Annotated in this window: 11 protein-coding genes; 5 read left to right on the forward strand and 6 right to left on the reverse strand. The window is 57.8% G+C overall.

Annotation, left to right across the window (positions count from 1 at the left end; translation table 11 throughout):
* Nucleotides 1–585: 585 nt before the first annotated feature.
* The gene (gene ppc, locus PKC29_09915) at nucleotides 586–3,360 is read right to left on the reverse strand and encodes a phosphoenolpyruvate carboxylase (GenBank protein HML95732.1); all 2,775 of its coding nucleotides are present in this window, start codon (nucleotides 3,358–3,360) and stop codon (nucleotides 586–588) included.
* Nucleotides 3,361–3,378: 18 nt separating this feature from the next.
* The gene (locus PKC29_09920; GenBank protein HML95733.1) at nucleotides 3,379–3,693 is read right to left on the reverse strand and encodes a transcriptional regulator; all 315 of its coding nucleotides are present in this window, start codon (nucleotides 3,691–3,693) and stop codon (nucleotides 3,379–3,381) included.
* An 848-nt stretch (nucleotides 3,694–4,541) separates the two neighbouring features.
* Between PKC29_09920 and PKC29_09925 the strand changes: the two genes are divergently transcribed.
* Complete coding sequence (locus PKC29_09925; protein HML95734.1) at nucleotides 4,542–6,158, forward strand: bifunctional GNAT family N-acetyltransferase/carbon-nitrogen hydrolase family protein; 1,617 nt, start codon at nucleotides 4,542–4,544, stop codon at nucleotides 6,156–6,158.
* 13 nt (nucleotides 6,159–6,171) lie between these two features.
* Here the strand turns inward: PKC29_09925 and PKC29_09930 are convergent, their stop codons facing one another.
* Both PKC29_09930 and PKC29_09935 read right to left on the reverse strand, forming a co-directional pair.
* A complete protein-coding gene (locus PKC29_09930; protein HML95735.1) occupies nucleotides 6,172–7,500 on the reverse strand; it encodes an alpha/beta hydrolase in 1,329 nt (442 codons plus the stop codon).
* Nucleotides 7,501–7,552: 52 nt separating this feature from the next.
* Nucleotides 7,553–7,870, reverse strand: coding sequence for a hypothetical protein (locus PKC29_09935; protein HML95736.1), 318 nt, complete (start codon nucleotides 7,868–7,870; stop codon nucleotides 7,553–7,555).
* Nucleotides 7,871–7,993: 123 nt separating this feature from the next.
* Here PKC29_09935 and PKC29_09940 point away from each other — a divergent pair, with 123 nt between their 5' ends.
* Complete coding sequence (locus tag PKC29_09940; GenBank protein HML95737.1) at nucleotides 7,994–8,281, forward strand: helix-turn-helix domain-containing protein; 288 nt, start codon at nucleotides 7,994–7,996, stop codon at nucleotides 8,279–8,281.
* 23 nt (nucleotides 8,282–8,304) lie between these two features.
* Here the strand turns inward: PKC29_09940 and PKC29_09945 are convergent, their stop codons facing one another.
* Complete coding sequence (locus PKC29_09945; protein ID HML95738.1) at nucleotides 8,305–8,775, reverse strand: DUF3574 domain-containing protein; 471 nt, start codon at nucleotides 8,773–8,775, stop codon at nucleotides 8,305–8,307.
* A gap of 158 nt (nucleotides 8,776–8,933) precedes the next feature.
* Here PKC29_09945 and PKC29_09950 point away from each other — a divergent pair, with 158 nt between their 5' ends.
* On the forward strand, nucleotides 8,934–9,539 hold the full coding sequence (locus PKC29_09950) for a DUF3793 family protein (GenBank protein HML95739.1): 606 nt from the start codon (nucleotides 8,934–8,936) through the stop codon (nucleotides 9,537–9,539).
* A gap of 18 nt (nucleotides 9,540–9,557) precedes the next feature.
* Here PKC29_09950 and PKC29_09955 read toward each other — a convergent pair whose 3' ends face one another.
* Nucleotides 9,558–9,761: a 4Fe-4S binding protein gene (locus PKC29_09955; protein ID HML95740.1), complete on the reverse strand. Its 204-nt coding sequence runs from the start codon at nucleotides 9,759–9,761 to the stop codon at nucleotides 9,558–9,560.
* 458 nt (nucleotides 9,762–10,219) lie between these two features.
* On the opposite strand from PKC29_09955, the gene PKC29_09960 reads away from it, so the two are divergent.
* Nucleotides 10,220–10,876, forward strand: coding sequence for a FadR/GntR family transcriptional regulator (locus tag PKC29_09960; GenBank protein HML95741.1), 657 nt, complete (start codon nucleotides 10,220–10,222; stop codon nucleotides 10,874–10,876).
* Between the two features lie 84 nt (nucleotides 10,877–10,960).
* The gene (locus PKC29_09965; protein ID HML95742.1) at nucleotides 10,961–12,178 is read left to right on the forward strand and encodes an MFS transporter; all 1,218 of its coding nucleotides are present in this window, start codon (nucleotides 10,961–10,963) and stop codon (nucleotides 12,176–12,178) included.
* Nucleotides 12,179–12,189: the final 11 nt, after the last annotated feature.

Below are 12,189 nucleotides of genomic sequence, written 5' to 3' on the forward strand. Positions count from 1 at the left end.
CCCAACGATTTTGAGCGAGCGAGGAGTTGGACGCCGTTCTCTTATCTCGCAGGCGTCTATCTGGTACCGCGTGCGCTGGAATTCGACGTAGTAGGGTTAGAGATTCAAAGTACCATTCGCACACTACCCACCTTAGAATCGCTGCCTGTTCTATGCAACACATAAATTGCAAGCCGTGTAAACGGCGCAGCAATACATTCCCGGGCCGTCAAAATTGGCGTTAAGAAAATCGAGTGGATGAGCGTTAAAAATCTGACCAGGGGATGGGGAAGGTGGAAGATTTAGCGAAGAAACGATGATTTTTAGCGCAATTTTTCCCGGCCCGTGATTTTTGCTACTTTTCATCAAGGAAAAGTAGAAGTCGTTCGCCTTTTTTGTATTTGTTCTTTTTATTAAAAGACTGGATTCCCGATACAAGCATTCGGGAATGACAACAAAAATATCCCCGCTTCGATATCCAGCGCACGTGGCGGACACGTAGTGTCGCATTTCGACGTAGCACCTTGGTTGCCAAATACCACCTGAAGCGCGGCTGGTGATAATGGCAATACGCCGCTACTTCGATTGTCTGCGGGCGTGGCCCGCCTAGCCGGTGTTCTTGAGGCCGGCGGATATGCCGTTTATGCTGAGCTTGAGGTCGTCGACGAGGGCGGCCTTTTCTCCCGGGGTGAAATCGCCCTTGAGGAGACGGCGGAGCAGCCCCACCTGTATATAGCTGAGGGAATCGATGTAGGGATTCCTGAGCTCTATCGACTTCTGAAGGAACGGGTTGTTGTCGAGAATGCGCTTCTCGCCGGCTATGCGGAGTATCGTCTCCTCGGTGAGATCGAACTCGTCCTTTATCCTGCCGAAGATCCGCTTGCCGACCTCCCTCGGACGGACGAGAAAAGAGTATTCGAGGGCGATCCACATGTCGGCGCGGCTGAGCGTCATCTGGATGTTGTCGATGTGCGACCTGAAGAAACGCCAGTTCGCGTACATGTCGCGGAGGATTTCGAGGTTTTTACGTGGTGCCTTGTCGATGAATTTCTTGAGCGCGGTGCCGACGGAATAAAAACCGGTGATGAGATGACGGTTCTGTGTCCAGCTGAAAACCCACGGAATCGCACGGAGCTCCTCTATGCTCTTCGAGCGCGAGCGGCGCGCGGGGCGCGAGCCGATGCCCATCTGCTGGATGATCGAAATCGGCGTGGACTGCCGGAAGTAGGTGTAGAAGTCCGGGTCGTCGTAGACGAGCCCGCGCCATGCGGAGCGCGCCTCGACGGCTATCTCGTCCATGACGTCTTCCCATAGGGGGTTCACGTCCTCGTTGTTGAGGCTCGTGAGCACGACGGACGAGAGAACGAGCTCCAGGTTGTCCTCGGCGATCTCCGGGAGGGAGTAGTTGCTGTAAATGACCTCGCCCTGCTCCGTTATCTTTATCGCGCCGTCTACCGTCCCCGCGGGGCGCGCGAGTATCGCCTGGTTCGTCGGGCCCCCTCCCCTGCTGACGGTGCCGCCGCGCCCGTGGAAGAACCTGTTCCTTATGCCGAACTCGTCGGCGATGGACTTCAGGAGACGCTGGGCCTTGTGAATCTCCCACCCGGCGCAGAATATGCCGCCGTCCTTCCCGCTGTCGGAGTAGCCGATCATTATCTCGGAATAGTTCCCGCGCGCTTTTATATGCTCCCTGTACACGGGCTCGGAGAAGAGCCTCCGCATGACGCCCGGGGCGGCGCGGAAATCGTCTATCGTCTCGAAGAGCGGGACGATGTTTATCGCGCTCGTCACCTTGCCGCCGTCCGAGCGGTAGAGCCCGGCCTCCTTGAGGAACAGGAGCACCTCCAGTATGTTCGCCGCGCTCCGCGTCATGCTTATGACGTATGTATTAATGCAGTCGGGGCTCACCTCGTCGAGGCATTCCCTCATCGTGCGGAATGTGAGGAGGAGCTCGTCCGTCTCGGGCGAAAGCGGCAGCCAGTCGGGGACGAGCGGGCGGGGGTTTTTGATCTCGCGCGTGAGCCATTCGAACTTTTTGTCGTCCGTCATGCCGCCGTAATTCGCGAGCCCGAGCCGCTCGGTGATCTCCGTCAGCGCCGCGGTGTGGACGGCGCTGTTCTGCCGTATGTCGAGCCGGGCCATGTGGAATCCGAACACTTCGGCCTGGCGTATGAGCATCTTGAGGGTGGAGTCGGCCAGCCTGCCGCCCTTGTTCCCGCGGAGGCTCCTGTCGATCATGTAGAGGTCGGAGAGGAATTCTTCGCAAAGGACGTATGGCCGCACCGGGCCTTCGCGGTCCGAGATAACGGCGGCCAGCCTCATCTCGACGTGCTCCAGAAATATCCTGTAGTACTCGTCCGGGTTGTGTATGCCCCTCTCGCCGGCCATGCGCTTCATCTCGGGCGTGACGGCGCGGCGGAGCTCGCGGCTCACGGGGACTATCTTTACCGACGAGCTCAATTGACGCTTGAGACGCCATAGCTTTTCGAGGTGCTTCTCGACGGCCATGGCCTTCTGCATTTCGAGGACTTCCCGTGTTATCTCGTGCGTGACGAAGGGGTTACCGTCCCTGTCGCCGCCCACCCACGACCCGAAGCGGAGGAACGACGGCAGGTGCACATCGGGCACGCCGTAGCTCTCCTCTATCTTCTTTTCGAACTCGTCGTACACCCTGAGCAGCGCATCGAAAATCGTCTCGCGGAAGTAATAGTGAATATTTCGCGCCTCGTCGAGGGGAGTTTTCTTGAACGGCGGGACTTCCTCGGTCTGCCAGAGCCCTATGAGCTCGGCGTGTATCTCGTCCTCGACGGCCTTCCTGCCCTCCTCGTCCAGCCGGACGCTCCCGAGCTCGGCGAGCAGCGACGAGATGTAGCGGAACTTTTCGAGGACGATGTGGCGGTTGACTTCGGTCGGGTGCGCCGTGAGGACGAGGTCTATCGACAGCGAATCGACGAGCGGCTTGAATTTATCGTAGGGGACGCCTCTTTCTTTCAGCACGGCGAAAAGGCTTTCTATCGATCCCTCGCTCGAGTCCTTTACGTCCGAGATGTATTTATATTCCCGGCGACGGCGTATCCTGTGAATCTGCTCGGCGATGTTCACGAGCTTGAAATATATGGTGAAGGCGCGCGTGACCTTGTAGAGGTCTTCGTCGGAAAGGCTCCTGATCGTCGCTACCAGCTCGTCCTTCTGGCTCTTGTGATAGCTGGTCCGCATCTCCTTGGTAAGGGCCCTTATCTTCTCCTCGATGTCGAAGATCTCCCGGCCTTCCTGGCCTATGAGCACCCATCCGAGGATGTTCCCCAGAAAGCGGACGTCGTTACGAAGCGGCTTTTCCTTGTCAATCGTTTCGGTGCTGCGGGTGAAACCCCTTTTCGCCATGACGCGCCTCCGGTGTCGTCAGTGCACGATCTTTATCTCGAGGTGAAGCCCTTCCTGCTTCTGCACCTCGGCTATGATACGGAAGATGTTCTGGGCCGTCGGATTACCCTTCGGGCTCAGCATCCGGATGAGGCTTTCGGGCTTTTTGTGCATCGTGCGGGAAAGCCCCTCGAACCCGCTGGTCGCCTTTATGAAATCCCTGAGCACCGCCTTCCCGGCGGCGAGGTCCCCGGCCATGAGACGCTCGATAGCCTCCTTCAAAAGCCCTGCCCTGAACTCCGGATCGCGCCTGACCCTGGCGCGGACGGTATCCTTAATACCCCGCGTAGACACTTTATAACACTCCCTCGTGATGTGATGTCTGTCCAGTGAATTATAGCCCCGGCCTCCCGAACAGGGAAAGGGCAGACAGGCGGGATTATACCCCGGCATGGCGCTCGTCATCCTCCCGGACATTACAGATAAATCTACCACGGACTGCGCCCGGCGCACCACGTGCGCTGGAAATCGGCGGACTGTGTCCGCGGACAATCGAAGTCGGCAAGGTCATTGCCATTATCGACCGCCGCGCTTCCGGTGGTTTTTGGCGACTGAGGTGCTATGTCGAAATGCAATCATATTGCAAGCTGCATAAGCAGCGCAGCAATACCCCTCCGGGCCGTGCGGACTGTGTCCGCAGACAATCGAAGCGGCAGCGCTCTGCCCTTGACACCAGCCGCGCTTCAGGTGGTCTCGGCACCTCCCGCGCTACGCCGAAAACGACACTACGTGTCCACGCCTCGCGTGCAGGATTCCGAAGTAGCAGCAGTCTTGCTATTACCATCTGACGCGCTTCAGGTGGTCTTAGCAACTTCGTTGCTACGTCGAAAAAGACACTATGTGTCCGGCCCGGCGGCTCGCAGCCGCACGCAATCGAAGTAGCCACCTTCCGCTATAACCTCCAAACGCGCTTCCGATGCATATGCCTCTGAATGTGATTCGTCGAAAATCACACGTACGTGTGTACTTTTGGTCAGTCAAAAGTAGAAGCAATTATTTTTGTCTTTGCTTTTCAAGGATTAAACCGAGATTCTGAATCGAGTTCAAAATGACGGACGAGTGATGCCGCGGCAATGCCGCGACGACGGATTCATGGAAAATATTTAGGAGTGAGTCCTCCCGGCCTGTATAATAATCCCTGCATGGATAACCGCGAAGACAAAAAACCCGGGGGAGACAAAAAGCCCGACGCGAACGGGAACCACATCAGGCAGCGGCGCAGGCCCAAGCTCGTCACGCGTCTCGCCGAGTTCAGGGACATCCCGGCGCTCGTGGCGCTGAGCGCCAGGGTCTACGGCGCCGCCGGCGTTACGGACGGGATGCTCCGCGGGCAGATATCGATATTCCCCGAGGGGCAGTTCCTCGTCGAATACGAGGGCAGGATTGTCGGCTACTGCTCGACGTTCATGATAAGCGGCGACCTCTGTCTCCGCCCCCATACGTGGAAGGAGATAACGGGCGGCGGTTTCGCCTCGCGGCACGACCCCGAGGGCGACTACCTCTACGGCATGGAGGTCTGCGTCGATCCGGAATACAGGGGGCTCCGCATAGGGACGCGGCTTTACGACGAGCGGCGTAAGCTCTGCCAGGAGCTCGGGCTCAAGGGCATTGTGTTCGGCGGCCGCATGCCGGGATACCAGAGGCGGGCCGCGAAGGTCGGGAGCCCCGAGGAATATCTCCGTCTCGTCCAGGCCAGGAAGATACGCGACCAGGTCATAATGTTTCACCTGTCGAACGATTTCGAGCCGATGGGCATACTGCACGACTACCTGCCGTTCGACCACGAGTCCGGGGGCAACGCCGTCCACATGATATGGCGTAACCCGCTGGCCGTCGAAAACCAGTCGAAGGAAAAGAAGAAGCGCGGCAGGCTGCCGCGGTCCGTCCGCGTGGCCACGGTGCAGTTCCAGATGCGCAAGGTGGACTCCGAAAAGCAGTTCGAGGGGCAGCTCGAATATTTCATCGACATAGCTTCGGACTACGGCTCGGACTTCGTCGTCTTCCCCGAGCTCGTCACGCTCGCCCTGCTGTCGGCGGCCAGGAAAAAGATGCGGCCCGAGGAATCGATCGACCACCTGACGGAATACACGGAGCGCTATACGAAGTTCATGCAGGAGATGGCGATCTCCTACAACATCAACATCATCGGCGGCTCGCACCCGACCAAGATGCAGGACGGCGACATACACAATATCTCGTACATTTTCCTCCGCGACGGGGCCATCCATTCGCAGGAGAAGATACACCCGACGCCGAACGAAAAATACTGGTGGGACATACGGGGCGGCGACGAGCTGCATACGATCCCGACCGACTGCGGGCTCATAGGCGTGCTGATCTGCTACGACACGGAATTCCCCGAGACGGCGCGCTATCTCGTGGACCAGGGGGCCGTGATAATCTTCGTCCCGTTCTGCACGGACGAGAGGCAGGGTTATTTAAGGGTGAGGTACTGCTCGCAGGCGATAGCCGTCCAGAACCAGTGCTTCGTCGTGATGTCGGGGACGGTCGGCAACCTGCCCGACGTAGAGAACATGGACATCAATTACGCCGAGAGCTGCATACTTACGCCGTGCGACTTCCCCTTCGCGAGGGACGGCATCGCGGCCACGACCCCGCCCAACACGGAGACGATCGCATTCGCCGATTTACAGCTCGAGAACCTCTTCGCCAGCCGTAACGCCGGGACGGTGCTCAACCTCAAGGACAGAAGGTTCGACCTCTACAGCGTCCAGTGGAACCGGAAGAGCGGGAAATAGCCCCGACGGGGACTTATCTCTCCGTCTTGTCGGCGAGATCCAGCGGCGGGGCCCACGCTCCTTTCGCGACGCCGGGCGCACGCCTGCCCCACGTGTTGCCGTACTTATCCGGCGCGCCCGTGAAGAACCTGACGAGGAGCCTGTGGAGCATGTTCATGTTGGGCAGTATGCCGTGGAACCCGCCGACTTCATTCAGCAGCTTGTCGCCTATCTCCCAATAGCCGTAATCGTCGGGCGTGACGCAGACGAGATTTTCGAGAGCCAGGAACTTCGGCACGGCTCCCTCAAACGGGACGGTGCCGTCGCCCGTCAACCTGCACACCGGGCTCAACACCTTGTCCTTGTCCCAGAAGTTCGCCCTGTCGGAAGAGCTCAGGACGAATTCGGGATACCGCCCCCGTTTCTCGATCCTGAGCTTAACCCTCGTCTCCGCGCCGACGCCCACGACGGCAAGCCACCTGTTCGGAGTCAGCTTCGCATCCGACAGCCTGAAGCCGTCTATTTTGTTCCGGTGCTCCCTCCCCCACGAAAGCATCCTTTCGAATATCTCCTGCGCCCGCTGGAGATGAGTGCGGGTATTGTCGGGAAGCCCCTTCAGCTTCACCCACGCTTCGATGGATTTTATTATGCTCCACTGCCAGAGAGCCGGGTCGAAGAGCGTATCGGGCAGGCCGGAGTTTTCCGGAAGTATAACCAGGCCGTTTTTAAAGCTCGGAACGAGGTAGTAGAGCGACGGCGTGACGCGGGCCGCCTCCCTTTCGCGCGAAGACGGAGGGGACGTGCCGAGATTCGCCGTTCCCGTCGTGACCTTTATCACCGCCTCGAACGAGCCCTGGTACGGAGTCGCGAGCGTGGCCACCTTGTCCACCGGGGCGGCGGCTCCCTTATCCTTCAGATAGCCCGCGATAATCAGCCCGCCCATCGAGTGGCCGATGAGGTTGACCCTGGGATCTTTTCCGTAGCCGTTGTTGTGGTAGTGCTTTAGGAGCTTCGTCCTGTCTATCACTTCGCGGATGAACTCGTCGAGCGCCGACTCGATGTCCTCGAGCTTCATGCGCCAGTCGTACCCGAAGGGGTATACGGGGACCTTCTCGCCCTCGCTCCGGCTGAGATTAAACCTTAGCTCCTCGATAAGCTCCTTGTAGGCGATCTCGTAGAGCTGGTCGGGACGTAGGCGCGCCGGCTCCTGCATCTCGTACCTGAGGTCGTCCGGGTGGAGCGCCACCTTTTCGTACTCCTTCGTCATCACGGTCCAGACGAAGTCGGGCGGCAGCTTGTACTCGTTCCTGAGATACGTGGCCGTTATCCCGGGCACGACGATCACGGGATTTACGAGATCCATAACAGGCCTCCTTCGTGGATTCCGCCGTCAGAACCGCGGCCTTATGTTCGAGTCAGTCGTTCACTATCCTGTAGATCGTCCACCGGGCGGTGCCCGAGACTATATACTTCTCGAGCTCCTTGCCCCATTTCTTGTGGTCCTTGAGCTTTGCGAGCCTGGCCCAGGAGTCTTCGAGGTCCTTGAGACTCTTGACCTTTATCTCCGTCTCGATCGTGGACTCGTTCGCCCCGATGGAGCCCGTTACGGTCCTTACCTTGTCGGGCTTCCAGCCTATCTGGGACCCGATCTCCTCCATCCATTTTTTCATGGAATCCAATGCCGGCTGCTTGTATCCGAAACGCGCCTCTACCTGCCATCTGGCGATGAACATAAGCCTGCCCCTCCCTTGTCCTGCGGATGTGATTTGCAAATGATAGAACAGCGCGGAGTGGAAATCAATACGGCCTGAAAACAGTTGCAGGGAGTAAGTCACTGAGTTACTTTCTAATAGAATATGAGCGAAAGATTCGAATCTATACGCAAAGGCGTGGAAGAGGCGAGCGAGTGGAAGAAGGGAAAGAAAACCGGCGCGCGCGTCAGGCGGTACACAGCGATGGCCGTGGCTCACATTCGGAAAAAGACCGGGCTCACACAGAAGGAATTTTCAGGGGTATTCCTGATTCCATTATCGACGCTCAGGCAGTGGGAGCAGGGAAAGCGCGCCCCGCAGGGGCCCGCCCAGGCGCTCCTCGGGATAATAGACAAGGACGCCGAAGCCGCAATCGAAGCGCTTCACAAATAAACTACTCCTCACACTGGTTTTAGCTAGAACGAAACGGCCGCTTCGCTGTCGATCCTGAGGACGGCCTCCTGGTCGAAAAGCTCTTTATACTCCGCCTTTATGCTCTCTATGTCGGCGTCGGCCTGCTGCGCCGAGGAAGCGTCGTAAAGGAGGAGTATTGTCCGCGAGTCCTCCTTTATCATCTCCCCCGACTGCATCATCCAGTGCCCGTCCGTGTCGATTATCGTGAGGCCCTCTCCGAAGCGCGGGATTATGTACGCATCCATGAAGGCCTGCCACTCGTCCTGGGTGACGGCGCTCCCGCCGGTCCCGGAGAGGCCGAATACGAGTATGGTTTGAACGTAACGATCGCCTCTCAGTTGCGGCCGGCCGGGGTAGGCATTGATTTCGGTTTCGGCGCACCCCGCGCCGAGGGCCGCCACGAGAACGAGCAATACCAGGACGCCGCTCTTAAAAGAGCCGGCCCCCGGGATGGAACCACGCCTGCCTTTCATAGCCCCTAATTATAGTTCTAACCGCGAGGCGTTGTAAACGGGTCGTGAAGCGATTTCGCGCATCTTGACAGACACGCGAACTGCTGGTATTTATATTGATTATGATTATCATTATCCCGGAGGTCGGGGCCTAACCTCCCGCAGGCCCCACGTTCTGAATGCTGGAAACTGTTGAGAAGATATCCCGCGGATTCCTCGACTGGAAAAAGGAATTGAGGACTCTTTCGGGCACGGAGCCCGAGTTTCAGAAGTGGCTCTTCGTCCACGTCGCCGGGGTACTGTTCGGCGGCAAGGCCGGCGAGCTCCTGACCATACCCGAGGGCCAGTGCGGGCTCGGGTACGAGCGGCAGGTGAAGGTCATCGAAAAACTTTCCGCGAAGTGGAATTATTCCTACCTCCCCCTTTGCCGGAGCGAAGAATCGGCGAAGGTCATATTCTACAAGCGGAAGAAGGTGAGCGAAGCCCTGACGACCGTGCCGCCCTGCATACTAGAGGACAAGCTCGGGTACAGCGCCGGCATGTCGCCCGGCGAATTCCTGGCGGAAATCGGGCGGAGATGGAAAGAGTCGGGCAGGATTCCACACGAGATAGGGATCGCGCTCGGATATCCGGCCGAGGACGTGCTGGGATACATGGGCCTCCTTCCCCTCGAATGCAGGGGAACCTGCGGATGGCGGATTTACGGAAACCCGGCCCTTTCGCTGGAAAGGTGCCGCATGTTCACGCAGGCAAGACAAGGCGCGATAGCATTTCTCGCCGCGTGATTTGGAAGCGCCAGGCCCTCAGTTCGGCCGGGAAGCGACTATCGCATCCACCGGACACTGCGGAACGCAGCGAACGTGAGAGATATTCTGGCAATCGTTGCAGAGGTCGGGATCGATGATGTACGTCTTTTCGACCGCCGCCGCGCTGATCGCATTCCTGGGGCACATCGGACGACATGCATCGCAGAGGACGCATTTTTCTGGGATGATGAAGTAGCTCATTATGACCTCCCGTTCATAACGTTCTATACTTTAATTATGTAATAATTCTGTCGATTTGTCCATACTCCGCGCGAAATCGCGAGCGCCCCGAAAGCCCCCGGAACCGCCCCGGCGAATCGGCAGGACAACGGACGGCATCCACGGATTCGGAATGGTCGTACGGGCCGAGCGTCATGAGTGTCATGACCTTCATCACGCGGCGCCCGCCTGAGAAGAGCCTCGAGCGCACGGTGCTTCGGCACGCAGCCGGGGCCGGAGGCACTCGCCACCGCCTGAGAGCCCCAATTGATATAAGCCTTTCGGCCGCTGCCGCCTGTTGCATAGCGCGGCACATCCGGCAATACGCACGAGTGACTATCGTAGGTGTCGATGAAACAGCTCGGGCAGCCTTCCCCGCCGGCACATTAATTGAAAAGAAAATTTGCCCTTCTAATCATCAGATGATATAATGTTTATCTGTGAGCGCGATAATTCAAAAGAAATCCCTGGCGGACGAAGTGGCCGAGCGGCTGCGGAAGCAGATCACTTCGGGGAAGTACAAAACCGGGGACAAGCTGCCCGCCGAGCCGCAACTGATGAAAAAATACGGCGTCGGCCGCTCGAGCATACGCGAAGCCATCAAGATTCTATCCAACCTGGGTTTTCTGAACGTGCAGCAAGGGGTAGGAACGTTCGTCATATCCCAGACGGCGAACGAACCCATAAGCCAGCGCCTGAAGCGCGCCGACATGCACGAGATAGACGAGGTCAGGCGGATACTCGAGATAAAAATAGCGGAGAAAGCCGCTTTGACGCGGAACGAAGAAGACATCGCCAGGATCAAAAAATATCTTTCCGAGCGGGCGCGGACGGCCAAGGAAGGACTGCTCGAAGAGTGCATCGAGGCCGACGTCAATTTCCACATTTCGATCGCTGAAGCGACGCACAATGAAATTCTTGCCGACCTGTACAGGTCCGTCGCCATGCACATAAGCAAGGGCTTTAAGCACATCTACGACGACACCGACAGCTTTGTGAAAACCCAGAAGCTCCACGAGCAGCTCGGCAAATACATCATAGCGAAGGACGCCCCCGGGGCCCTTAACATGGTCCTCAATATTTTAAACCACGACTAGGCCTTCTTTTTTTAAGCCTGGTCATCAGATGATATGACCGCATCATTACGATTGAAGAAAAAACAATTACAGGCGGCAGCTCCAGTGCAACAGAAAGCCGGCGTGCAAAAAACAGTCTATCCCATACTCTTTACGATCAGCTTTGCGCATCTCCTGAACGATTTGATGCAGTCGGTCATTCCGGCGGTCTATCCGATCATCAAGGACAAGTACGATTTCTCGTTTACGCAGATAGGCGTGATAACGTTCGTTTTCCAGCTTACGGCGTCTATACTGCAGCCGTTCGTCGGGGCCTATACCGACAAAAAGCCGAAACCCTTTTCCCTGGCGCTGGCCATGCTGTTCACGTCGCTGGGCATAATAGCCCTGTCCATAGCTTCGAGCTTTTACTTCTTCCTCGTCGCCGTCGCCCTCTTCGGCCTGGGCTCGTCCGTTTTCCATCCCGAGGCGTCCCGCGTGGCCTATCTCGCTTCCGGGGGAAAGAAAGGGCTGGCCCAATCGATTTTCCAGGTCGGGGGGAATACGGGTACGGCTATAGGCCCGCTCCTGGCCGCTGTCATCGTCCTCACGTACGGCCAGCATTCCATGATATGGTTCTGCATCATATCCATGATAGGCATCGCCATACTTATAAGGGTGGGCAGATGGTACAGGAGCCGCTTGTATCTAAGGAGAACGAACCCGTCCTCCGTTGTTGCGGAAACCCCGCCGGGACTGTCCAAAAGGCAGGTCTATTTCTCCATCGGCATCCTGCTGACGCTTATATTTTCGAAGTATTTCTACATGGCGGGCATGATCAACTACTACACGTTTTTCCTCATAGATAAATTCGGCATTTCCGTGCGCGAGTCGCAGTACTGCCTCTTTTCGTTCCTCGCGGCCGTCGCCCTCGGGACCATCATCGGGGGCCCGCTCGGAGACCGCTTCGGCAGAAAGTACATCATATGGTTCTCGATACTGGGGGCGTCCCCTTTCACGCTGCTGCTCCCCCACGCGAACCTCTTCTGGACCATAGTGCTGGCCATAGTCATAGGCGTGGTCATAGCGTCGGCCTTCTCCGCAATACTGGTCTACGCGACGGACCTCGTGCCCGGAAAGATCGGCATGATGGCGGGGCTCTTCTTCGGCTTCATGTTCGGCATGGCCGGCATCGGCTCGGCGGTGCTCGGCTGGATGGCTGACGAGATAAGCATCGAATACGTCTTCAGGGTATGCGCGTATTTGCCGCTGATCGGTATCGTCGCCACGTTCCTTCCGAACATAAGGTACGGCGCGCTCGCCCCGGCCGGGCAACCGAAGTGAAAAGCATGCAT

It is taken from the genome of Thermodesulfobacteriota bacterium, from assembly GCA_035325995.1.
In the GTDB taxonomy this organism is placed as follows: domain Bacteria; phylum Desulfobacterota_D; class UBA1144; order Nemesobacterales; family UBA2774; genus JADLGH01.